Genomic DNA, 22,962 nt, shown 5'->3' on the forward strand with positions numbered 1-22,962 from the left:
CTTCCCTCCCCTCCCGCCCCCCCCCCCCCCCTCCCCCCCCCCTTCCCCCCCCCTCCCCCCCCCCCCCCCCCCCCCCCTCCCCCCCCACCCCCCCCCCCCCCCCCCCCCCCCCCCCCCCCCCCCAACCCCCCCCCCCCCCCCGCCCCCCCCCCCCCCCCCCCCCCCCGACGGCCTTCGGATGAGGTGCTCAGAACACCGGCTGGCCGGCGCGCACCAGGCGCCAGGAGTCGGTGAAGAAGTCTGCCGGGTCGATGACGCCCTTGGCCTTCACCCAGGCGATCATCGTGTTGCGGATCTCGTCCGAGTTCGACCAGACCAGCTTGGCCTGCGCCACGTGCGGGAAGTTGCCGCCGCCGTTGGCACGGTAGTTGTTGACCGCCAGGACGAACTGCGCGGCCGGGTCGATCGGCTTGCCCTGGAACGACAGGTTGACGATCCGCTGCCCCTTCGGCTGCGCGATGTCGATGTCGTAGCTCAGCCCGTACAGCGAGTCGTAGTTGTAGTCCGGCGTGGTCTCCGCGCCGGTCAGCGCGTCCTTGTCGACCGGCGCGCCCGGGGCCAGCTGGTTGTAGTACTTGGCCGAGAACTCCAGGTAGTCCTTCAGCTGCGCGCCCGTCAGGACGCGTGCCTCCAGCGTGTTCTCGTAGATGTACAGACCCGCCGCGTCGCGCAGCTTCACCTGGCCCGCCGGGATCAGCGCCGTCCGGTTGAACGGCGCCGCCTGCGCCAGCACCGGCAGGTTGGCGTACTGCCCGCCCGCCAGCGCCGCCTTCACCGCGTCCGCCTGCACCCGGCCGATCAGGTCGATGATCGGGGTCGCCCGGAACCGCGCCTCGGCGATCGACAGATCCGTCTTGCAGGTGCCGATCTGCTGGTTGACGTACGCCACGACCTTCTTGTGCTGCTCGGTCAGCGCGTCCACGATCTCCGGGTTCTCCGGCACGGTGTTGGAGTTCAGCACCCGCGAGGACACCGAGAGGACCTTCCACGCGCCGTCGGCGAACTCGACGTCGAAGTCGAAGCAGCTCAGGCGCTGGCCCCAGCACAGCGGCTCGGAGAGCACCACGGTCCTGCCGGTCTTCTTGTTGACGATCAGCCGCTGCGCCACCTCCTTGTGGGTGTGGCCCACCAGCACCGCGTCGATGCCCGGAACGGTCTCGGCCATCTCGCCGGAGGCGTCCTCGGGCCAGGGCAGCTGGTCGCCGTAGGTGGTCGGCTCGTCGATGCCGGAGTGGGCGGAGACGACGATGACGTCCGCGCCCGCGGCCTTCATCCGGGGCACATACTTGGCGGCCGTCTCGACGATGCCCGGGAAGACCATCTTGCCGGTGACGTTGGCCTTGTCCCAGATCGCGATGCCCGGGTTGGTGAGGCCGAGGATGCCGACCTTCAGAGGGGTATCCTCGTCCAGCCACACCTCCTTGATCACGTACGGCTTGAAGGCCGGCTTCTCGTTCTTCGCGTGCAGCGCGTTGGCGCCCAGCAGCGGGAACTCCAGCTGGTCCTCGAAGGCCTTCACGGTGGGGATGCCGTAGTTGAACTCGTGGTTGCCGAGCGCGGCGGCGTCGTAGCCCATGAGGTTCATGGCGACGGCCATGGGGTGGTCGGGCACGTTGTCGCCGTCGGTGGCGATCGGCTCGATCCGGGCGTAGTAGTAGGTCAGCTGGGTGCCCTGGATGATGTCGCCGGAGTCGATCAGCAGGCAGCGGTCCCAGCCCTTCTCCTCGCGGACCTGGTTGGCCAGGGTGGAGATCTTGGCGAGGCCGACGTCGTTGTGCGCCTTGTCGGCGTACACGGCGTCGGTGAAGTAGTCCCAGTTGAGCACCCGGCCGTGCAGGTCGGTGGTGCCCATGACGGTGAAGGCCTGCTTGCGGCCCTTGCGCTTGCCCTTGGCGGCCGCCGGAGCCGGCTCGGCGGCCACGGCGGCGGGGGCGGCGGCGACGACTGCTCCGCCGGTCAGGGCGGCGCCGGCTGCGGTGGCGGCGGACCGGGTGACGAAGTCACGGCGGTTCAGGGGCATGGACGACTCTCCCGGGTGGGGACTGACGGGCCGATGGTCCGTCAACTGGTGTTCGGGTGGCGTGCCGAAGCGCATCGACGCGCGTAGAAGGACGCGCGTAGAAGTGTGCCGTGCGGGCCCGGCCGGTGGATAGCCCTCCGACGTTTCCAGCAGGTGAGATCTTGGCGACTCGTTCGTGACGGGGGTGCGCGGAGGGCGGGGTGGTAAGGGGACCCGGCCGGGCCCTGTCCGGTTTCCTCGGGGGCAGGACCCTCGGGGGCAGGACGCTCAGTTCAGGTCCGCGACCAGTCGGCGCACCTCGCGGCCGAGCTCCGCCTCCGGATCCGGGGCGGCCGGCCCCGCCCACGGCCGCCAGGTCAGCGCCCGCAGGTAGCCGGCCACCGCCACCGGCAGCCGGTGCCGCACGATCTCCTCGGGCACCGGCCCCGGCTCCGCCGAGCGCAGCGCCGCCAGCAGGCCCGCCACACCGGCCGAATCCGGCAGCGGCACCGTGGCCAGGTAGTCGGCCAGCGCGGCGAGCTCGGGATCGGGTCGCGGTGCGGGCTCCGGCGCGGGCTCCGGGTCCGGCCTGGGCGTCGACGTGGAAGCCGTCGACGGCCCCGACGGCAGCGGCGGCACCAGCGGATCGACGGGCAGGACGACGGGCGGCACGACGGGCGGGTCCGTCCGCGCGCCCGGCGTCAGCAGCGCGCCCGCCCCGTACAGCCCCGCCACCACCGCCGGCCACCACGCCCCGCCCAGCCCGGCGAAGTGCAGCCCCAGTCCCACCGCGCCGCCCCCGCAGCCGACCAGGTTCCGGGCCGACTCCAGGTACCGCAGCACCCGCCGGCCGAACCCGTCACTGGTAGCCACGAATCTCCTCGAACACCCCGTCCAGCGAACCCGACCCGTCGAACAGCTTGCCGCCGCTCACGTCCGCGATCCCCTGCAGCTGGCTCACCGCCGCCTCCCCGAACTTGATCGGGAACACCGGGATCGACTTCTGCCCGGCCGGCAGCCCGTCGTGGAACCGCTTGAAGTCGCCGTCCGAAGCCCCCTCGTTGCTCTCCCCGTCGGTCATCAGCACGATCGACGTGAACCGGTCGTCCCCCGCCGCCGACTGCTGCCGGTCGATCACCCGGTACGCCTCCTCCAGCGAGTCGTACAGCGCCGTACCCCCCGACGCCGCCAGCGACTGCACGTCCGCGTCGATCGACGCCAGCTCCGTCTCCGGGCCCGGCTTGCTTCCCGAGGCCGGCACCGCGTGCGTCCTCGCCCACTTCACCTTCGACGCGAAGGAGATCAGCGTCACCTCCTCGCGGTCCCGGAACCGGCGCACCGCCCGGGTGTCGTCCGCCCCCGTCAACCGGCCCAGCGCCGACTTCAGCGCCGAGATCCGCGAACCCTCCATCGATCCCGAGGTGTCCAGCACGTACACCGTCCGCGACGGCCGCCGCAGCTCGTTCTGGTACGAGGCCAGCAGCCCGTCCGCCACCGCCCGGCTCCCCGGGAACGGCAGCTCCCGGCGCCGGTCCGCCGGCAGCCCGGCCGCCGGCGACACCCCCGGCGCCACCGGGCGGCGCAGCGTCACCTCGGAGATCCGTTTCTGCACGTCCTCCTTCAACAGGTACGCCGTCAACCGCTGGAAGGAGTCCCGCTCCCGCTGCGCGGACGAGGACAGCAGCGACAGCGGATAGTCCGCCGACACCACCCCGTCCACCGGGCGGATCACCGTCAGCTGCTGGTCCGCCGCCAGCGACTTGTTCATCGACAGCAGCACCGACTCGTAGTTCACCAGCGCCCCGACCTTGCCCGGCTCCGCCCGGGTGTAGGCCTGCGCCAGCCAGCCCGAGGAGCCCGACGTCAGCTTCTGGCCGGTGAAGAACTGCTTCAACTGCGGCGCCGCCTTCTGCACGTCCCCCTCGGTCAGCGCCGCCCCCGCACCCGAGAACGCCGAGGCCACCGCCACCAGCGTCGAGAAGCCCGAGTTCGACCGGGACGGGTCCGCCATCCCGTACGCCAGCTTCCCGGCCGACGCCGCATCCCCGACCTGCGCCCAGGAGACCTTCGAACCGTCCCCCCAGCCGAGCTCGTTGAGGACCGAGGACCGCACCCCCACCGCCACCGGCGACACCATCACCGGCGTCTCCGACAGCACCTTCGACTTCCCCGCGTCATCCAGTCGCAGGTACTGGTTGGACGGGAACCACACCGCGTCGTACTTGCCGTCCGCCCGGCCCGAGGACACCGCGTCCGCGCCGTCCAGCGAGCCCGTCCAGGAGAACTGCACCGTCACCCCGGTCGCCTTCCTGGCGTCCTCCAGGATCGGCGCCAGGTCCTGCAACTCGCTGCCGGCCAGCACCCGCAGCACCCCCGGCTGCGCCGTCGTGGCCGGCGGGTCGGACGGCTTCGGGCCCGGCGGGGTGGAGGTGCAGGCGGCGGCCGCCAGCAGGGTCGCCAGCGCGGCGACCGGCCAACTGTGCTTATTCATCCGGGAGTTCACTGAGCCTTCCCCTTGGCGGCCTTGATCAGCCTGGTCAGGATGTCGGGCACGGGAATCTGCGGCTGGTTGACCTTCGCCGCCGCGAGATTGGGCGCCAGGACCGGGGTCTTGCCCTTCACCAGCGCGGCGAAGGCGTCCGGGTCGTCCTGCGGGCGGAAGCCGAACTTCGCCTCCAGCCGACGAAGTTCGGCGTTGTCGTGCAGCTGGGCGGCCAGCCGCCGGCCGTTCGGCGTGCGGCCGACGATGGTGTGGTCGGTGTAGATGGTGGTGTCCGGGTACAGCACCACCATGTCGCCGGTCGACTCGCCCTTCAGCACCATCGCGGCGGCCTGCGACTCGTACGCGAGCACCAGCGGATTGCCGACCCCGGCCAGGAAGGCCTTGAACGGCTCGTCGCTGCTGCTCTTCTGGCCGCCCTGGATCGCCGTCGCCGTGCGCAGCACGTCCTTGGTGGCGTCGATCCCGGCCTGGTCGTAGACCACCTGGCGGTTGTTCAGCAGGTACGACAGCAGGGCGATGTGCAGCGCCCCCGAGGAGGACGTCTCAGGGTCGGTGGTGGTGAGGAACACCGGGCCCTTCAACTCCGCGTGCTCGGTCGCGCCCGCGAGGTCCGGCCAGGTGCGGCCGGCCTTCAGCGCGGCCAGGTAGGCGTCCATCCGGAACGTCCACAGCCCGGTGGAATGGTCCAGGGTGGCCAGGCCGTTGCCCATCAGGACGTCCGCCACCGGGCGGTGCGCGAGGATCACCAGCGGCGAGTAGAACGGCTGGACCGGGACCTCCTTGATGTTCCAGTCCACGCGCAGCTTGTCGGCCGGTGGCTGACTGGCCGGGAACGCGAAGTCCTTCGCGTCGCCGTCCATCAGCCAGGAGCCGATGCTCTCCGCGTTCACCTTCATGCCCTGCTTGGCCAACTCGGCGACGACCTGCGGATCCTGGAAGAAGTCGCGCTTCTCCGAACCGATCAGGCCGGAGACGGTGACGATGTCGCCGCCCGGGTCGTCCTGCGGGATCAGCGCGTACGTCACCCCGCCCAGCAGGGCCAACGCCGCCAACACCCCCAGAGTGCGTCTCATGCCGAACGCCTCCCCCTCGTCCGCTACGTCGTCCGGGTGGTCACCCGGGGGTGACGAGCGTCCCGCCGGGCGGGGAGCGGCGGCCGAACCGACGGTGAACCAAGGGTGAACACCCCTTCACGGGTTCGCATCGGAAGGCCGGACGGCGACGGCACCCGGGCAGCTGCTCGCACACCGGTCCGAGGATGTGTCAGATTGTTCAACTCGCCTTACGGCAAAGGTCATCCCGCCGTCCGGACCCGCGTCGTGGTTACGCGCCGGTAATGCCTACCCTCAGCAGTATGCGCCGAGCAAAAATCGTCTGCACCCTCGGGCCGGCCACCGACTCGTACGACCAGATCAAATCCCTGGTCGACGCCGGAATGGACATCGCCCGTTTCAACCTCAGCCACGGAACCCACGACGAGCACGAGGAACGCTACCGCCGCGTCCGCAAGGCCGCCGACGAGAGCGGCCGCAGCGTCGGCATCCTCGTCGACCTTCAAGGCCCGAAGATCCGGCTCGACACCTTCGCCCACGGCCCCGTACTTCTCGAACGCGGCGACGAGTTCACCATCTCCACCGACAACGGCGTCGTCGGAGACAAGGACATCTGCGGCACCACCTACCCCGGCCTCGCCGCCGACGTCACCCGCGGCGAACGCATCCTCGTCGACGACGGCCGGGTCACCCTGGAGGTCGTCGAGGTCGACGGGCCGCGCGTGCGCTGCCTCGTCATCGAAGGCGGCCTCGTCTCCGACCACAAGGGCCTCAACCTCCCCGGCGTCGCCGTCTCCGTCCCCGCACTCAGCGACAAGGACGTCGCCGACCTGCGGTGGGGCCTGCGCACCGGCGCCGACCTGATCGCGCTCTCCTTCGTCCGCAGCGGCCGCGACATCGAGGACGTCCACCGGATCATGGCCGAGGAGGGGCGCCTCGTCCCCGTCATCGCCAAGATCGAGAAGCCGCAGGCGGTCGACAACCTGGAATCCATCGTCGACGCCTTCGACGGCATCATGGTGGCCCGCGGCGACCTGGGCGTGGAGATGCCCCTCGAACAGGTCCCGCTCGTCCAGAAGCGCGCCGTCAAACTCGCCAAGCGCAACGCCAAGCCGGTCATCGTCGCCACCCAGATGCTCGACTCGATGATCAACGCCTCCCGGCCCACCCGGGCCGAGGCCTCCGACGTCGCCAACGCCGTCCTCGACGGGACCGACGCCGTGATGCTCTCCGGCGAGACCTCCGTCGGCAAGTACCCCGTCGAGACCGTCAAGACCATGAGCCGCATCATCGAGGCCGCCGAAACCGACATCCTCGCCGCCGGACTGCCGCCCCTGACCACCGGCAACAAGCCGCGCACCCAGGGCGGCGCCGTCGCCCGCGCGGCCGCCGAGATCGGCGACTTCCTGCACGCCAAGTACCTCATCGCCTTCACCCAGTCCGGCGACACCGCACGCCGGCTGACCCGCTACCGCTCGCCCATCCCCGTCCTCGCCTTCACCTACGAACCCGCCGTCCGCAGCCAACTCGCCCTCACCTGGGGCGTCGAGACCTTCCTCGGCCCCTTCGCCCCCACCACCGACCAGATGGTCGAACAGGTCGACGCGGCCCTCCTGTCGCTCGGCCGCTGCCAGAAGGGCGACATCGTCGTCATCACCGCCGGCTCCCCGCCCGGCCTCGCCGGCTCCACCAACCTCGTCCGCGTCCACCACGTGGGGACCCTGGACAACTGACCGGAGTCCGAACGGTCATTCGTGGGCGGCATCCCTCATCCGGAGGGATGTCGCCCGCCGGTCCTCGGATCCGGGCGAGGCGGCCCTGGCGGCTCCATAACATTCGTGTTATGACTTGGGGAGAGGTGGAGCTCGAGCCGGAGGTCCGGGACTGGATTCTCGGACTGGGCCACGACGGTCAGGAAACGGTGACGTTCTACGTCGACCTGCTCGCCGCCCGCGGCCCCCTGCTCGGGGAACCGCACACCAGGCAATTGGACGGCAAGCTCCGGGAGCTGCGCTTCCACCTGGACGAGCTGGACATGCGCATCACCTACTGGATCGCGTCCGGCAGGAGGATCATCCTGCTGACCGTGTTCCGTAAGACGCGGATGCGGGAGACGGCGGAGGTCGACCGGGCGAGGCGGGCGCTGCGTCGCTGCGTGGCCGAGCAGCACACGGCTGACGAGGACGAGGAGTGGGCGAGATGAGCGAACGCACGTCCTGGCGTGCTCTGCGCGAGGAGATCCTGAACCGACCGGGGGCGGGCGCGGCCTACGAGGCGGCCCGGATCCGATTCGAACTCGGGGAGGCCGTCCGCCTGCGCCGTGAGGCGCTCGGCATGACCCAGACCCAGTTGTCCGCGGCGGCTGGTATGCAGCAGCCTGCCGTGGCCCGCTTCGAGGCGGGCGGAACGATGCCGACCATCGTGGTGCTGGAACGGCTCGCGGCGGCGCTGGGCATGCGGCTCACTGTCGAGTTGGAGCCCTTGGAGAGGGCGAGCTGAGCCGGGTGCACGGGTGGAATGCAGGTGATTCCGGGAGTATCCGTCGTGATGAAGGCCGGACGAATGAGGGCGTTGCGTAGGGTGCCGGGTGCGGGATTCGAACCCGCAAGCCCTCTCGGGCAGATGTGTTTGAGACATCCGTGTATGCCGTTCCACCAACCCGGCGGGGCCAGTCCCGACAGAGCATACCGGCTGTGTGCGGGCAGCTGCTGCTAGGTACCCTCATTTATTGCAGTACCCCGCCGGAACTAGGAGCCCCGTGAGCACCGCCGACGAGCAGGCACAGCCGCTTGAGACCGATTCGCCCCAGATCACCCGGATTGTGATCGCCGAGGATGAGGCGCTGATCCGCCTCGACCTCAAGGAGATGCTCGAAGAGGAGGGGTACACCGTCGTCGGTGAGGCCGGGGACGGGGCCACGGCGGTGAAGCTGGTGGAGGAGCTTCGGCCGGACCTCGCGATCTTCGATGTGAAGATGCCGGTGCTGGACGGGCTCTCCGCCGCCGAGCAGATCCACGAGAAGCACCTGGCGCCGGTTCTGATGCTGACGGCGTTCTCGCAGCGGGAGCTGGTGGACCGGGCGCGGGACGCCGGGGCGATGGCGTACATCGTGAAGCCGTTCAGCAAGGCGGATCTGGTGCCGGCGATCGAGATGGCGGTGTCGCGGTACACCGAGATGCGGACGCTGGAGGAGGAGATCGCGGATCTCACCCAGCGGCTGGAGACCCGGAAGCTGGTGGACCGGGCGAAGGGCGTGCTGCAGACGAAGTTCGGGCTGAACGAGCCGGCGGCGTTCCGGTGGATCCAGAAGACGTCGATGGACCGTCGGATGACGATGGCCGCGGTGGCCGAGGCGGTCATCGAGGAGGGCGCGGCCCAGGACCGCAAGAAGGCGGACGAGGACGCGTCCGAGTAGACGGACGCGAGGAGGGCCCGGCAGATCTCGTCTGCCGGGCCCTCCGTGCGTGGAGGCGTGGAGGCGTGGAGGTGTCAGTCCTCGCCGAGGTAGGCCTTGCGGACGGACTCGTCGTGCAGGAGGTCGGCGCCCGTCCCGGAGAGGACGATGCGGCCGGTCTCCATGACGTAGCCGCGGTCGGAGAGGGAGAGGGCGGCCTGGGCGTTCTGTTCGACGAGCAGGATGGTCGTGCCGGCGGCCTTGAGCTCGATGATGGTCGCCATGATCTTCTGCATCATCAGCGGCGACAGGCCCATGGACGGCTCGTCGAGCATGAGCAGTTTGGGCTGGGACATCAGGGCCCGCCCCATGGCGAGCATCTGCTGTTCGCCGCCGGAGAGGGTGCCGGCGGCCTGGCGGCGGCGTTCTCCGAGGATGGGGAAGAGGTCGTAGGCGCGGTCGACGTCGGCGGTGATGCCGGCGGTGTCGGTGCGCAGGAAGGCGCCGAGGAGGAGGTTCTCCTCGATGGTCATGCGGGGGAAGATGTGCCGGCCTTCGGGGGAGTGGGCGAGGCCGAGGGCGACGATCTTGTGGGCGGGGACGGCGGTGAGGTCCTGGCCGTCGAAGGCGATGCGTCCGGCGGTGGGTTTGAGGAGCCCGGAGAGGGTGCGCAGGGTGGTGGTCTTGCCGGCGCCGTTGGTGCCGATGAGGGTGGTGACCTCGCCCTGGTTGACGGTGAAGCTGATGCCCTTGACGGCTTCGATCTTGCCGTAGGCGACGCGGAGGTCCTCGACCTCGAGGAGTGCGGTCACTGGTCGGTCTCCGTAACGGTCTCCGCGACTGCGGGGGTGGTGCCTTCGAGCGGGGCGCCGAGGTAGGCGGTGATGACGCGTTCGTCGTTCTGGACGGTTTCGCGGTCGCCTTCGACGATCTTCTGCCCCTGGACGAGGACGGCGGTGCGGTCGCAGAGGTTGAAGATGAAGCGCATGTCGTGCTCGATGACGAGGATCGAGACGCCCTGGTCGCGGATGGCGAAGACGAGTTCCTCGGCGGCGCGGGTCTCCTGGGGGTTCATGCCGGCGGTGGGTTCGTCGAGCAGCAGGAGGCCGGGGTCGGAGGCGAGGGCGCGGGCGATCTCCAGCTTGCGCTGTTCGCCGTAGGGGAGGTTGCGGGCGAGGTGGTCGGCCTTGTCGGCGAGGCCGGTGAAGGCGAGGAGTTCCATGGCCTTCTCGCGGCTCTCGTTTTCGGCGCGGTGGTAGCCGGGGCCGCGGAGGATGGCGGAGAAGATGCCTTCCTTGGTGCGGGTGTGGCGGCCGACGAGGACGTTCTCCAGGACGGTCATGTTGGCGAAGAGCCGGATGTTCTGGAAGGTGCGGGCGATGCCGGCCTGGGTGACGAGGTGGGGCTTGGGCGGCAGGAGGGTGCCGCGGTAGCGGACGGCGCCCTCGGTGGGGACGTAGAGGCCGGTGAGGCAGTTGAAGAAGGTGGTCTTGCCGGCGCCGTTGGGGCCGATGAGGCCGATGATCTCGCCTTCGCCGACGGTGAGGCTGACGTCGTTGACGGCGGTGAGGCCGCCGAAGCGCATGGTGACGCCGGTGACTTCGAGCAGGGGTGTGGCGGTGGTGGTCATCTGGGTGGTCACGCCCCTGCCTTGGTGAGTGCGGCGCCGTCGCCGGCGGGCTGGGCCGGGATGGCGGCCTCGTGGAACTCCAGTTGGCGGCGCCGGTTGGGGATGAGGCCCTCGGGGCGGACGCGCATCAGGATGATGAGGGCGGCGCCGAAGGCGAGCAGCTGGTAGTCGGAGAGGAATTCGAGCTTCTTGGGGATGAGGAAGAGGAGGGTGGCGCCGGCGAGGGGCCCGCTGATGGTGCCCATGCCGCCGAGGATGACGGCGGCGAGCAGGAACGCGGAGTTGGGCGGGAGGGCCTCGGCGAAGGTGTACTGGTCGGGGGTGACGGTGTAGCTGACGTGGGCCTGGACGGTGCCGGCGAGGCCGGCGAGGCAGGCGCCGAGGGCGAAGGCGAGGAGCTTGAGGCGGAAGCCGTTGATGCCCATGGCCTCGGCGGCGGTCTCGTCCTCGCGGATGGCGACCCAGGCGCGGCCGATGCGGGAGTTGCCGACCCGGGCGAAGACGAGCACGACCAGGGCGGTGACGAGGAGCATCAGCAGGTAGTAGTTGGAGAAGCGGCCGAGCTCGATGCCGGCGACGGTGTGCGGCTTGCCGAGGTCGAAGCCGAGGATCTCCAGGTCGGGGATCCGGGGGATGCCGTTGGAGCCGTTGGTGACCTTGGGGCCGGTGGTGCCGTTGAGGTTGAGCATGGTGATGCGGAAGATCTCGCCGAAGCCGAGGGTGACGATGGCGAGGTAGTCGCCGCGCAGGCGCAGCGTGGGGGCGCCGATGAGGACGCCGAAGACCATGGAGACGGCGGCGCCGGTGAGCATCGCGGCCCAGAACGGGAACTGGACGTGGATGGGGGAGGCGGGGGAGCCGGAGACCAGGGCGGCGGCGTAGGCGCCGACGCCGAGGAAGGCGACGTAGCCGAGGTCGAGCAGGCCGGCGAGGCCGACGACGATGTTGAGGCCGAGGGCGACGGTGGCGAAGATCAGGATGTTGGTGGCGACGGACGTGTACTGGTCGCTCGTCTGGGTGAAGGGGAAGCTGGCGGCGGCGGCGAAGGCGGCGCCGGTGGTGACGGGGCGGTGCTTGACGGTCAGGGCGCGCAGCCGGGCGAGCAGGCCGGACCGGGTGAGGGCGGGGACGACGAGGGCGGCGAGCAGCAGGTAGCCGATGAAGAGTTCGCCGTACTCGGTGTCGATGCCGAAGGTGATCGTGAACAGTCCGAGGCCGAAGGCCAGGACGATGATCAGGACTTCGGCCCAGGAGGGGAGTTGGCGCGGCGCGGGCAGGGGCCGGTCGACGGTGCCCAGGCGCAGCCAGGTGTGGGCGAGGTGGCCGAGCTGGAGCAGCAGGACGACGCCGGCGGCGATGGCGAGGGCTCCCGCGAGGGCGGTCATCACGGGGGCGACGGGCTGGTCGCCGGGGATGGCGTGGGCGGCGAACCAGCCGGCGGGGGCGACGGGGACGAGCAGGAAGAGGCGCTTGTCGAGGATGCGCAGCGGGACGCGGGTGCGGCGGTCGAGGGGGAGGCCGAGGGCGCCGAGGACGGTGAGGAGGCCGCCGGCGGCGAGGATCCAGCCGCCGGCTTCGAGGTTGGCGAGGCCGCCGAGTTCGGTGGCGATGGCGGCGACGGAGAAGACGCTGACGGCGAGGGCGCCGGTGGCGGTGTAGAGGACGGCGTTGTGGCTGCGGGTGGGGGCGGCCCAGCGCAGGCCGGGGGTGCCGTGGGTGGCGAGGAGCAGGAGGAGGGTGAGGAGTCCGGCGGCGAGGGCGAGCCATTGGAGGCCGGCGGGTGAGCCGGTGTAGGTGAGGTCGCCGGGGAAGTCGGAGGTCCAGGTCCAGGGGAGGGCGGCGGAGGCGGCGGTGGTGAGGGCGCCGAGGCCGGTGAGGGCGGTGGCGGCGCGGGCCGGCAGGGGGATGACCGGGGTGGTTTCGGTGGTGGTGGTCATGGTGGTCACGCCCTGTCCGCGACGCGCTCGCCGAGCAGGCCCTGGGGCCGGACGAGGAGCACGAGGATGAGGAGTACGAAGGCCCAGACGTCCTTCCAGGCGCCGCCTCCGAAGAGGTGCATGCCGGGGAGGTGCTGGATGTAGCCGGTGGCGAGGCTTTCGGCGAGGCCGAGGGCGATGCCGCCGAGCATGGCTCCGTAGATGTTGCCGATGCCGCCGAGGACGGCGGCGGTGAAGGCCTTGAGGCCGAGGATGAAGCCCATGCGGAAGTCGACCTGGCCGCTGCGCAGTCCGTAGGCGACGGCGGCGACGGCGGCGAACGCGGCGCCGATGGCGAAGGCCATGACGATGATGCGGTCGGTGTCGATGCCCATGAGCTTGGCGGTGTCGGGGTCCTGGCTGGTGGCCTGCATGGCGCGGCCGGAGCGGGTGCGGGTGACGAACCAGCCGAGGGCGAGCATGCACAGCGGGGCGGCGATGAGCAGGAAGAGGTCGCTGCGCTGGATGGTGACGGAGCCGAGGCTGAAGGGGTCGCCGGGGATCTTGGGGAAGACCCGGGCCTTCTTGGCGTCGGGGTAGAAGGAGAAGACGAGTTGCTGGAGGAAGATGGACAGCCCGATCGCGGTGATGAGGGGGGCGAGTCGGGGGGCGTTGCGCAGGGGCCGGTAGGCGAAGCGCTCGGCGGCGACGGCGGTGAGGGTGGAGACCAGGATGCCGGCGATCAGCATGAGCGGCAGGGCCAGCCACAGGGTGGTGCCGCCGGGGAGGGCGAGGTAGGCGGTCAGGGCGCCGAAGCCGCCGACCATGACGATCTCGCCGTGGGCGAAGTTGATGAGCTGGACGATGCCGTAGACCATCGTGTAGCCGATCGCGACGAGTCCGTAGAGGGCGCCGAGGATCAGGCCGTTGGCCAGCTGCTGCGGTAGGTCGTGCACCGCTGGGCCTCCGTAGTGCGTTCGGGGTTGTCCGCGTGGGTGGTGGATGTGGGGGCGCGCGGGGGCACTCGTGGCGCCCCCGCGCGCTGTGCTGCTGGAAGGTGGTGCGGGCCGGCTCAGCGGTTGAGGTTCAGCCGTCGAGGGCTGAGCCGCTGGAGGCCCAGCTGTCGAGGGCTCAGCCGTTGAAGGCCCAGCCGCTGGAGGCTCAGCCGTTGAAGGTGCCGGTCTTCTCCACGGTCCACTTGCCGTCCTTGACGGTGTAGACGGTGAGTTGCTTGTTGGTGGTGTCGCCGAACTCGTCGAAGGAGACCTTGCCGGTGACGCCGTCGAAGGAGACCTTCTGGACGGCGTCGACGACGGCGGCGCGCGGGTTGGCGGGCAGCTTGCCGTTGTTGGCGGCGGCGACGGCCTTGACGGCCTGGATGATGGCCCAGCCGCTGTCGTAGGAGTAGCCGCCGTAGGTCTCGTAGGGGTCCTTGTAGCCGGCGGCCTTGTAGTCGGCGATGAACTTGGCGGCGGTGGGGAGTTGCTCGACGGCGCCGCCGACGGCGGTGGCGTAGTCGCCGGCGCTCTTGGGGTTGAGCTTGATGAAGTCGGCGCTCTGCATGCCGTCGCCGCCCATCAGCGGGATGTTGACGCCGGCGTCCTTGAGCTGGAGGGAGAGCGGGCCGGCGGCGGGGTACTCGCCGCCGTAGTAGACGGCTTCGGCGCCGGAGGTCTTGACCTTGGTGACGATGGCGGAGAAGTCGCGGTCGTCGGGGTTGACGTGCTCCTCGCCGACGATGTTGCCGCCCTGCTTGGTGAATTCGGCCTTGAAGGTGGCGGCGAGGCCGGCGCCGTAGGTCTTCTGGTCGTCGATGAGGAAGACCTTGGACTTCTTGGCGTCCTTGGCGAGGAACTGGGCGGCGAAGGGGCCCTGGACGGCGTCGGTGGTGGCGGTGCGGAAGTAGGTCTTGAAGGGGCGCTTCTTCTCGCCGGTGACCCACTTCTCGCCCTGGCTGAGGGCGACGCCGGTGTTGGCGGGGGAGATCTCGACGAGGTTGGCGTCGTTGAAGATCTGCTGCATCGACTGGGCGACGCTGGAGTTGAGCGGGCCGACGACGCCGAGGACGCTGTTGTCGGCGACGAGCTGGGTGGCGTTCTGCTGGCCGGGGCCGGGCTTGGCGGTGTCGTCGAGGGCCTTGACCTGGAACTTGACGCCGGGGACCTCGTTCTGCTCGTTGGCCTTCTTGACCGCGAGGTCGACGGAGTTGCGGATGCCGATGCCGATGGCGGAGAGGTCGCCGGTGAGCGGGGCGTCGATGCCGATGGTGACGGTGGTGGCGGAGCCGCTGTTGCCGCTGCCTCCGTCGGCGGACTTCTTGTCGTCGCGGGAGCCGCACGCGCTGAGGCTCAGGGCGCCGATCACGGCAATGCTCACGACAATTGCGGAACGGTGACGCACGAGGGTCCCCTTCGGTTCGGGAGGCGCCGCGCCTGAGTTGGCGGGAGCCGGGATGCGCGGAGGGCCGGGCCCAATCCGTTGGCGCGGTGACTGGCCGTGACTCTAGATGCCTCTGGGCGACTCGGGCAGTGGTGTGGCGAGGCTGTGATTCTCTTGTTATGAGCACACAGAGCAGTTGTCTCAGCATGTGGTCGTTTTGGCGCGAGCGATCCGCCGATGTAGGGCGTTTAGGGGCTGTTGGGGCGATGTAAGGGCCGGAAATGGGGGTTGCAGCTGGCTTGGTCGATAGTCGGACGCCCGTGTCCGATTCACTTGTTCCGGTCATGCTCGTCCGGATTTCGGACAGCGAGGGCATGGCGAAGGAACTCCGGGCCGCCTGCGAGCCTCGGAGCGGGCCATTGCTCGGATTTCCTACTTGTTACGTAGCGTTACCTGCGCGGATTCCGGGCATGCTGCCGCGTCGGCCGCGCCCGGACATGCCGCCGCCCCCTTGTCCAGACCAACGCCTGCCCAGGGTGGCGGAAGGTCAAACAAGGGGGCGGTCAAGGGATTTGATGATCCGTCGGCACCGGGAAGGGTCCCGGCGCGGGGTCAGAGGTCGCGCAGCATGCAGGTCAGCCGGCAGCTGGTGACCCGCTTGCCGGTGTCGTCGGTGATCGCGATCTCGTACGTGGCGGCGGTGCGGCCCTTGAACACCGCCGTCGCCACCCCGGTGACCAGCCCGGAGGTGGCCGAGCGGTGGTGGGTGGCGTTGAGGTCCACCCCGACCGCGTACCGGCCGGGGCCCGCGTGCAGCATCGCGCCGATCGAGCCCAGCGTCTCGGCCAGCGCCGCGGACGCGCCGCCGTGCAGCAGCCCGTACGGCTGCTGGTTGCCCTCCACCGGCATGGTGCCGACCACCCGGTCGCCGGAGGCCTCGACGATCCGGATGCCGAGCTTCTCGCCGAGGGCGCCGCCGGAGAAGGTCTGCGGGTCGACGCCGAGCTTGGCGAAGTGGTCCAGCACGTCCTGCGGGACCTTCAGGACGGGGGCCGCGTCGGGGGCCGCGTCGGTCATGGGGAACTCCTGCCGCTCGGGGATCGTCATCGTGCTGCCTGTGATCGTACGACCGTCCTACTCGGCGGTAGCGGCCGTGTCCGGGGTCGGGGCGTGTCAACGGACGCCCCGGGCACGGCGGCCCCCGGCGCGCCCCCGCCGCCCGCGCCCCGCGCCCGATCGGCACGGCGCCCGATCGGCACGGCGCCCCTTTTGTCGGTGCCGGGCCATAGGATCGGTGGCCGGTAGTGGAATCGGCAGGAACGGGACGTTGACGTGGCTACGCAGAGTACGGACAAGGGCGCGACGGGTGGCGGCGGGGCCGGCCCGCGGCCCCGGCTGATGCTGCTCGACGGGCACTCGATGGCCTACCGGGCCTTCTACGCCCTGCCCGTGGAGAACTTCAACACCTCCACCGGCCAGCCCACCAACGCGGTCTACGGCTTCGCCTCGATGCTCGCCAACACCGTCCGGGACGAGCAGCCCACCCACCTCGCCGTCGCCTTCGACCTCTCCCGGCAGACCTTCCGCTCCGTCGAGTTCCCCGACTACAAGGCCAACCGCGCCAAGACGCCGGACGAGTTCCGCAGCCAGATCGGCCTGATCGGCGAACTGCTCGACGCGATGAACGTCCCCCGGCTGACGGCCGAGGGCTTCGAGGCCGACGACATCATCGCCACCCTGGCCACCGCCGCCGAGGCGGCCGGCTACGACGTCGACATCGTCACCGGCGACCGCGACTCCCTCCAACTGGTCACCGACCACATCACCGTGCTCTACCCGACCAAGGGCGTCTCCGAGCTCACCCGCTACACCCCGGAGAAGGTCGCCGAGAAGTACGGCGTCACCCCGCGCCAGTACCCGGACCTCGCCGCCCTGCGCGGCGACCCGTCCGACAACCTGCCCGGCATCCCCGGCGTCGGCGAGAAGACCGCCGCCAAGTGGGTCAACCAGTTCGGCTCCTTCGACGAACTCGTCTCCCGCGCCGACGAGGTGAAGGGCAAGATCGGCGAGAAGCTGCGCGAACACCTCGACTCGGTCAAGCGCAACCGCGTCCTCACCGAGCTCGTCCGCGACGTCGAACTCCCGCTCGGCGTCGGCGACCTGGCCCGCGCGCCGTTCGACAAGGCCGCCGTCGGCACGCTGATGGAGTCGCTGGAGTTCCGCAACGCCAACTTCCGCGACCGCGTCCACGGCATCGACCCGGCCGGCGGCGAGGAGGAGGCCGCGGCCGAACTCGCCCCCGGCGTCGAGGTCGACGGCGAACTCCTCACCGACCCGGGCACGCTGGCCGGCTGGCTGCGCGAGCACGCTGCCGACACCAAGGCCCCGGTCGCCCTCGCCGCGGTCTACCAGTGGGCGCTCGGCACCGGCGAGGTCGCCGAAGTCGCCCTGGCCGCAGGGGAGTCCGCCGCCTGGTTCGACCCGGCGCAGCTCGCCGAGGAGGACGAGCGGGCCTTCGCCGCCTGGCTCGCCGACCCGGCCGCCCCCAAGGCCCTGCACATCGCCAAGCAGGTCATGCGGGCCTTCGCCGAGCGCGGCTGGGCCATCGAGGGCGTCGTCGCCGACACCGCCCTCGCCGCCTACCTGGAGAAGCCCGGCCGCCGCACCTTCACCCTGGAGGTGCTCGCCGAGGAGTACCTGGCCCGCTCGCTCACCCCCGCCCCCGCCACCGAGGACGGCCAACTCGCCTTCGACGCCCCGGAGGAGGACCCGGCGGCCGGCGCCCAGGCACTCATGCTCCAGGCCCGCGCCGTCCTCGACCTCGCCGCGCTCTTCGACACCCGCCTCGCCGAGGTCGGCGCCACCGGGCTGCTGCGCGACATGGAGCTGCCGATCGCCGCCCTGCTGGCCCGGATGGAGCGCACCGGCATCGCCGCCGACCGCCCCTGGCTCACCAGCCTGGAGACGCAGTTCGCCACCGAGATCCAGCGCGTGGTCGAGGAGGCGCACGCCGCCGCCGGGCGCGAGTTCAACCTCGGCTCGCCCAAGCAGCTCCAGGAGATCCTCTTCGGCGAGCTCGCCCTCCCCAAGACCAAGAAGATCAAGACCGGCTACACCACCGACGCCGACGCGCTCACCTGGCTCGCCACCCAGACCGACAACGAACTGCCGGTCATCCTGCTGCGCCACCGCGACCAGGCCAAGCTGCGCACCACCGTCGAGGGCCTGCTCAAGACGGTCTCGCCCAAGGGCCGCATCCACACCACCTTCAACCAGATGGTCGCCGCCACCGGCCGGCTCTCCTCGCAGGACCCGAACCTGCAGAACATCCCCGTCCGCACCGAGGAGGGCCGCGCCATCCGCCGCGCCTTCGTCGTCGGCGAGGGCTACGAGTCGCTGCTCACCGCCGACTACTCGCAGATCGAACTGCGCATCATGGCCCACCTCTCCGAGGACGAGGCCCTGTTGGAGGCCTTCGCCACCGGCGAGGACCTGCACACCACCGTCGCCTCCCAGGTCTTCGAGGTCCCGGGCACCGCGGTGGACGCCGAGATGCGCCGCAAGATCAAGGCGATGTCCTACGGCCTCGCCTACGGGCTGTCCGCGTACGGGCTCTCGCAGCAGCTCGGCATCAAGCCCGGCGAGGCCCAGGGCCTGATGGACACCTACTTCGAGCGCTTCGGCGGCGTCCGCGACTACCTGCGCCGGGTCGTCGACGAGGCCCGCGCCACCGGCTACACCGAGACGCTGCTCGGCCGCCGCCGCTACCTGCCGGACCTCAACAGCGACAACCGCCAGCGCCGCGAGATGGCGGAGCGGATGGCCCTCAACGCCCCGATCCAGGGCTCGGCCGCCGACATCGTCAAGATCGCCATGCTGCGGGTGGACGAGGCGCTGCGCGCCGCCGGCCTCACCTCCCGGATGCTGCTCCAGGTGCACGACGAAATCGTGCTGGAGCTGACGCCGGGCGAGCGCGAGCAGGTCGAGGCGATCGTCCGCGAGCAGATGGCCGGCGCCTACCCGCTGCGCGCCCCGCTGGACGTCTCGGTGGGCGTCGGCGCCAACTGGGAGGCCGCCGCGCACTGATCCGGCGGCGCGGTTCGGCGGTGCAGGGCTGCGGTGCGGTTCGGCGGTGCGGTTCTCGGCGGGCCCGGACACGGCTGGTGTCCGGGCCCGCCGCTCCGCTCCCGCGGGCCGTCGCGCAGCGGGCGCGACGATCGGCGGTGGGCAGCGGCGGATGGCGGAGAGCCCCTTGGCGGTCCAGAATGATCCGATGGTCACGCTTGAGACTCCGCGTCTGATCCTGCGTCGCTGGCGCGAGGAGGACGTCGCGCCCATGGCTGCCGTCAATGCCGACCCCGAGGTCATGCGGTGGATCCGTGACGGCAGCGTCCGTGACGAACAGCAGACCCGCGGCGGGATCCAGGCCTGGGAGAGCGAGTGGGAGGCGCAGGGCTTCGGCCTGTTCGCCGTGGAGATCCGGTCCACTGGTGAGCTGGCCGGGTTCACCGGCCTCTCGGTCCCCGAATTCCTGCCGGAGGTACTGCCGGCGGTCGAGGTCGGCTGGCGGCTGGGGCGCTCCCACTGGGGGCGGGGCTTGGCCACCGAGGCCGCTGCGGCGGCTGTGCGGTTCGCGTTCGAGGAGCGAGGGCTGGAGCGGATCGTCAGCATCACTCAGGTGGGCAACGACGCCTCCGAACGGATCATGACCAAACTGGGGATGCAGCTGGCCCGTGAGACCGTCAGTCCCGCCGGCGGTCGGCGAGTGCGGGTGTTCGCGTTGTCGTCGGACCAGTACGCCGCAACCCCTCGTCACTGAGCGCGGTCACCTCCCGCCGGCCCGCCTTCGGAGTCAGCTGCTCCCCGTCTCCCGTGCGTCGGCTGCGTCCGCGGTGTCCGCGGCGTCCGCGGCGTCGGCTACGTTCGCGCGGTGCAGGAACGCCTCGACGAGGCGGTCGGTGAAAGCCTGGTCCACGGGTTCCGCCGTCACCAGGACGCGGTGGTAGAGCGGTCCCACGAGTTGGTCGATCTCCGCCGCCATGTCGAGTCCGGCGGCGAGCTGGCCGCGTTCCACCGCGCGTTCCAGCGGGAGCCGGTCGCGTCGGCGCTGTTCGTCGAGGTACCCGGACCGCAGGGCGGCGGCGAACGCGGGATCGTGCTGGGCGTGCCCGATGAGGGCCTTGAAGACGGCGCCCGCGTCGGACCGGGTGAGGAACAGGGCCAGTTGGCGCAGGTGGGCGCGCAGGTCCGGGGCCAGGTCGCCGTGGTCCGGCGGGGTCAGGGCTTCGGTCGCGTCCTGGAGGAAGGCGTCCAGGAGGATGTCGGTCTTGGTCTTCCACCAGCGGTAGACGGTCTGCTTGGCGACGCCCGCCCGGGCGGCGATGCCCTCGATGGTGACGCCGGTGAAGCCCTTCTCGACCAAGAGGTCGTCGGCCGCCTCCAGCACTGCCTGCCGGGCCTGTTCGCTGCGGCCGTGCCGGTTGCCGTGGTGGCGTGCCGCCGGTTGTGACCCGGCCGCCGCGGCGGCCGTACTTCCTCGTTCCATGTCTGCCTCCTGGGGCCAGGGTAGGCCAGAACCGCTAGACGCAACGCAACGGTGCGTCTAGTCTAGGCCCATGACACCCACCAACACCCTCGAAGACCCCCGCGTCGCCACCGCCCTCGACCGGATGTTCCGGCATGCCGAGCAGGACGAGGCGACCAGCAGGCGGATCCGGGCGGCGTGGCCCCAGAACTCCGCGCCCCTCGGCCCGCAGGAGCAGGCCGACGCCAACGCCGAGGTGTACATGCCGATTTCCGCCCAGGGCGGCCGCCTCCTCTACAACCTGATCCGGGCCACCCGCCCCGCCACCGTCGTCGAGTTCGGCACGTCCTTCGGCATCTCCACGCTCCATCTCGCCGCCGCGGTGCGCGACAACGGGACGGGGCGGGTGATCAGTACGGAACTGAGCGCCGCCAAGGCCGCGGCCGCCCGCCGGACGTTCACCGAGACGGGACTGGACGACCTGATCACCGTCCTCGAAGGAGACGCCCGCGACACCCTCGCCGCAGTCGACGGCTCCGCGGACTTCGTCCTCCTCGACGGCTGGAAGGACCTGTGCCTGCCCGTCCTGCGACTCCTCGAACCACGCCTCGCGCCCGGCACCCTCGTCGTCGCCGACGACGTCGACCTGGAGGCCCTCGCGCCCTACCTCGACTACGTCCGCGACCCCCGCAACGGCTACCAGAGCGTCACGTTCCCCGTGGAGGACGGAATGGAGATCAGCTGCCGCCTCTAGACCCGTGTGGCGTCGTGATCGGTTGTGGGCACCGCCTTCTGCGTGGGGGTGGAACCCGGTACGACACCGGTCGTGACGCGTGGGCAACTCACGAATGCCCTGCGGGTGGACGGCCCGGATGAGGCCGACGTGGCCCCCCGGGCGGAGCCGGTCGCCGTCGGCCGACGGCCCGGAGGCCCGGCCCTGGGAAAAGGGCGCGCGCCACTGCGTCCGGTCAGGCGATCATGGCTGCCATGACGGACGCAACCGGACCGGAGCCGCTGGGCGTGTGCCTCGTGGCCAATGTCGCTCAGGAGACCGGTCACGGCGAAGGCGGGTCGGAGATCCGCAAGGGGCTGCGGCACTTCGCGCCGGGGGCGAAGGTGTGGATCGCGCCGCCGGCCTGGGGCGACGGCGGTGACTGCGTCATCGTGGCCGGACGTCATCGGGGCAACAGCCGTCGCTACGTGCGGATCGTGATCAAGAGTCGGTTCCTGGTGAACTTCAGGGTCCACGCCGTCTACAGCCCGGCGCTGGTGCGCGCGTTGACGGAGGCGGGACCCGGCGAGGAGAAGGAGTTCGGCGCCCGCTTCCTGTGGGATCCGGAGCAGGCGGAGAGCTGGGCGCGATCCCGGAACACGCCGAGGACGGGCTGAGGGCGGGCTGAGGGCGGGCTGAGGGTGGGCTGAGGGCGGGCTGAGGGCGGCGAAACCGGCGCGCCGGTGGGGCGGCGCGCCGGGAACACTGCTCCGGGTCAGCCCGCGAGGTGCTCCAGGAGCAGCGGCACGATCCGCTCGGCGTCGGCCTCCGGCAGCCAGTGGGTGGCACCCTCCAGCGCGACGAACCGGTACGGGGCGCTGACGTGCTTGGCCGTCAGGTCGGCGGCGTCGCGGCCCAAAGCGCGGTCCTCGGTACCCCAGACGAAGAGCGTGCGGACGGTGATCTCGCCGGCCGGCACCCGGAGTTCCTCGTTGATCGCCCGGTACCAGTTGAGCCCGGCCGTCAGCACGCCCGGCTCGGTCAGCCGTCGGACGTTGGACTCGGCCTGGTCCGTCGGCAGTGCGCCCCGGTAGATCGCGCGCAGCCTGGCCGCGTCGTCGGCCAGCATGGCCTGTTCGGCCACGTGCTCCGGAAGGCGGAACTCCCTGATGTACTGGGAGCGTTCGCGCTGGTCGCTGTCGTTGTTCAGGGCCTCGTAGAGCGCCTCGGGGTGCGGGGTGGAGAGCACGGTCAGGCTGTGCAGCCGCTCCGGGTGGGTGGAGGCCAGCGCCCAGGCGACGAGGCCGCCCCAGTCGTGGGCGACCAGGTGGAAGCGCGGCGCGTCCAGGGCGTCGGCGAAGCCCAGCGCGTCCGCGACCAGCAGCTCGACGGAGTAGTCCGCGATGTCGGAGGGGCGGGCGTCGGGGGAGTAGCCGCGCTGGTCCACCGCCACCGCGCGGTAGCCGGCCGCGGCCAGGGCCGTCAGCTCGGCGCTCCAGCAGTCGGCGAACTCGGGGAACCCGTGCAGCAGCAGGACGAGCTCCCCGTCGGCGGGCCCGGCGGCCAGTCCGTCGAAGGTGTGCCGGCCGACGGTCAGACGAACGGCGGTGGGCAGGGGTGAGGACATGGTCAGCTCCTGTTGGTAGCGCGTCAACAGGGCGATCACATCATAGGGTTGGGTGGCCGGATTCGGCGGGCGGATGTGGCGGGCGGTGCGGTGGCCGACGCCGGTGCTCGCCCTTGGCGCGAGGGCCCGGGGGGGGGGGGGGGGGGGGGGGGGGGGGGGGGGGGGGGGGGGGGGGGGGGTTGGGGGGGGGGAAGGGGGGGGGGGGGGGGCGTCTCGGGTTTTCGCG

General features: G+C 71.0%; 20 protein-coding genes and 1 tRNA gene. 8 read left to right on the forward strand and 13 right to left on the reverse strand.

Annotated features, from left to right (window positions below; genetic code table 11):
* Window positions 1–187 precede the first annotated feature (187 nt).
* The 4 genes from AC07AL_RS05845 to AC07AL_RS05860 form a co-directional block, all read right to left on the reverse strand.
* Entirely contained in the window at window positions 188–2,020 is a 1,833-nt protein-coding gene (locus AC07AL_RS05845) for a bifunctional metallophosphatase/5'-nucleotidase (protein WP_363588921.1), read from the reverse strand.
* A gap of 267 nt (window positions 2,021–2,287) precedes the next feature.
* Window positions 2,288–2,872, reverse strand: coding sequence for a hypothetical protein (locus AC07AL_RS05850; protein ID WP_478316955.1), 585 nt, complete (start codon window positions 2,870–2,872; stop codon window positions 2,288–2,290).
* Entirely contained in the window at window positions 2,859–4,490 is a 1,632-nt protein-coding gene (locus AC07AL_RS05855) for a VWA domain-containing protein (RefSeq protein ID WP_400812002.1), read from the reverse strand. Before AC07AL_RS05855 ends, AC07AL_RS05850 begins: the two co-directional genes overlap by 14 nt.
* An 8-nt stretch (window positions 4,491–4,498) precedes the next feature.
* Window positions 4,499–5,575 carry a hypothetical protein gene (locus tag AC07AL_RS05860; protein ID WP_063347154.1) on the reverse strand — a complete coding sequence of 359 codons (1,077 nt, stop codon included), beginning with the start codon at window positions 5,573–5,575 and terminating at the stop codon, window positions 4,499–4,501.
* 281 nt (window positions 5,576–5,856) lie between these two features.
* Between AC07AL_RS05860 and pyk the strand changes: the two genes are divergently transcribed.
* From pyk to AC07AL_RS05875, 3 genes are all read left to right on the forward strand, one after another.
* Window positions 5,857–7,287, forward strand: coding sequence for a pyruvate kinase (pyk, locus tag AC07AL_RS05865; RefSeq protein ID WP_363588915.1), 1,431 nt, complete (start codon window positions 5,857–5,859; stop codon window positions 7,285–7,287).
* Between the two features lie 110 nt (window positions 7,288–7,397).
* Window positions 7,398–7,757, forward strand: coding sequence for a type II toxin-antitoxin system RelE/ParE family toxin (locus AC07AL_RS05870; RefSeq protein ID WP_363588913.1), 360 nt, complete (start codon window positions 7,398–7,400; stop codon window positions 7,755–7,757).
* Window positions 7,754–8,053, forward strand: coding sequence for a helix-turn-helix domain-containing protein (locus AC07AL_RS05875; RefSeq protein ID WP_350881736.1), 300 nt, complete (start codon window positions 7,754–7,756; stop codon window positions 8,051–8,053). The genes AC07AL_RS05870 and AC07AL_RS05875 overlap by 4 nt, the downstream gene beginning before the upstream one ends.
* 82 nt (window positions 8,054–8,135) lie before the next feature.
* On the opposite strand, the gene AC07AL_RS05880 is transcribed toward AC07AL_RS05875, so the two are convergent.
* A tRNA-Leu gene (locus AC07AL_RS05880) sits at window positions 8,136–8,218 on the reverse strand.
* Between the two features lie 94 nt (window positions 8,219–8,312).
* Here AC07AL_RS05880 and AC07AL_RS05885 point away from each other — a divergent pair.
* A complete protein-coding gene (locus tag AC07AL_RS05885; RefSeq protein ID WP_063347151.1) occupies window positions 8,313–8,969 on the forward strand; it encodes an ANTAR domain-containing response regulator in 657 nt (218 codons plus the stop codon).
* 74 nt (window positions 8,970–9,043) lie between these two features.
* Here the strand turns inward: AC07AL_RS05885 and AC07AL_RS05890 are convergent, their stop codons facing one another.
* From AC07AL_RS05890 to AC07AL_RS05915, 6 genes are all read right to left on the reverse strand, one after another.
* Window positions 9,044–9,760, reverse strand: a complete 717-nt coding sequence (locus AC07AL_RS05890; protein ID WP_363618946.1) for an ABC transporter ATP-binding protein — start codon at window positions 9,758–9,760, stop codon at window positions 9,044–9,046.
* Window positions 9,757–10,578, reverse strand: a complete 822-nt coding sequence (locus AC07AL_RS05895; protein ID WP_363588927.1) for an ABC transporter ATP-binding protein — start codon at window positions 10,576–10,578, stop codon at window positions 9,757–9,759. Before AC07AL_RS05895 ends, AC07AL_RS05890 begins: the two co-directional genes overlap by 4 nt.
* Window positions 10,579–10,586: 8 nt before the next feature.
* A complete protein-coding gene (locus AC07AL_RS05900) occupies window positions 10,587–12,515 on the reverse strand; it encodes a branched-chain amino acid ABC transporter permease (protein ID WP_363588925.1) in 1,929 nt (642 codons plus the stop codon).
* A 5-nt stretch (window positions 12,516–12,520) separates the two neighbouring features.
* On the reverse strand, window positions 12,521–13,450 hold the full coding sequence (locus AC07AL_RS05905) for a branched-chain amino acid ABC transporter permease (RefSeq protein WP_063347149.1): 930 nt from the start codon (window positions 13,448–13,450) through the stop codon (window positions 12,521–12,523).
* A gap of 205 nt (window positions 13,451–13,655) precedes the next feature.
* The gene (locus AC07AL_RS05910; protein WP_363588910.1) at window positions 13,656–14,894 is read right to left on the reverse strand and encodes a branched-chain amino acid ABC transporter substrate-binding protein; all 1,239 of its coding nucleotides are present in this window, start codon (window positions 14,892–14,894) and stop codon (window positions 13,656–13,658) included.
* Between the two features lie 591 nt (window positions 14,895–15,485).
* Window positions 15,486–15,950 (reverse strand): PaaI family thioesterase, encoded by a 465-nt coding sequence (locus AC07AL_RS05915; protein WP_363368771.1) that lies wholly within the window; start codon window positions 15,948–15,950, stop codon window positions 15,486–15,488.
* Between the two features lie 321 nt (window positions 15,951–16,271).
* Between AC07AL_RS05915 and polA the strand changes: the two genes are divergently transcribed.
* Together polA and AC07AL_RS05925 are read left to right on the forward strand one after the other, a co-directional pair.
* Window positions 16,272–18,959: a DNA polymerase I gene (polA, locus tag AC07AL_RS05920; RefSeq protein ID WP_478317027.1), complete on the forward strand. Its 2,688-nt coding sequence runs from the start codon at window positions 16,272–16,274 to the stop codon at window positions 18,957–18,959.
* A gap of 187 nt (window positions 18,960–19,146) precedes the next feature.
* Window positions 19,147–19,692 (forward strand): GNAT family N-acetyltransferase, encoded by a 546-nt coding sequence (locus AC07AL_RS05925; RefSeq protein WP_400988450.1) that lies wholly within the window; start codon window positions 19,147–19,149, stop codon window positions 19,690–19,692.
* 33 nt (window positions 19,693–19,725) lie between these two features.
* Here AC07AL_RS05925 and AC07AL_RS05930 read toward each other — a convergent pair whose 3' ends face one another.
* On the reverse strand, window positions 19,726–20,418 hold the full coding sequence (locus AC07AL_RS05930; RefSeq protein ID WP_400988452.1) for a TetR/AcrR family transcriptional regulator: 693 nt from the start codon (window positions 20,416–20,418) through the stop codon (window positions 19,726–19,728).
* 70 nt (window positions 20,419–20,488) lie between these two features.
* On the opposite strand from AC07AL_RS05930, the gene AC07AL_RS05935 reads away from it, so the two are divergent.
* Entirely contained in the window at window positions 20,489–21,151 is a 663-nt protein-coding gene (locus AC07AL_RS05935; RefSeq protein WP_478316960.1) for an O-methyltransferase, read from the forward strand.
* Between the two features lie 233 nt (window positions 21,152–21,384).
* Entirely contained in the window at window positions 21,385–21,786 is a 402-nt protein-coding gene (locus tag AC07AL_RS05940) for a hypothetical protein (protein WP_478316961.1), read from the forward strand.
* Between the two features lie 98 nt (window positions 21,787–21,884).
* Here the strand turns inward: AC07AL_RS05940 and AC07AL_RS05945 are convergent, their stop codons facing one another.
* Window positions 21,885–22,736 (reverse strand): alpha/beta fold hydrolase, encoded by an 852-nt coding sequence (locus tag AC07AL_RS05945; RefSeq protein ID WP_478316963.1) that lies wholly within the window; start codon window positions 22,734–22,736, stop codon window positions 21,885–21,887.
* Between the last annotated feature and the right edge of the window lie 226 nt (window positions 22,737–22,962).

The sequence above is a fragment of the Kitasatospora sp. NPDC043949 genome (assembly GCF_056435365.1).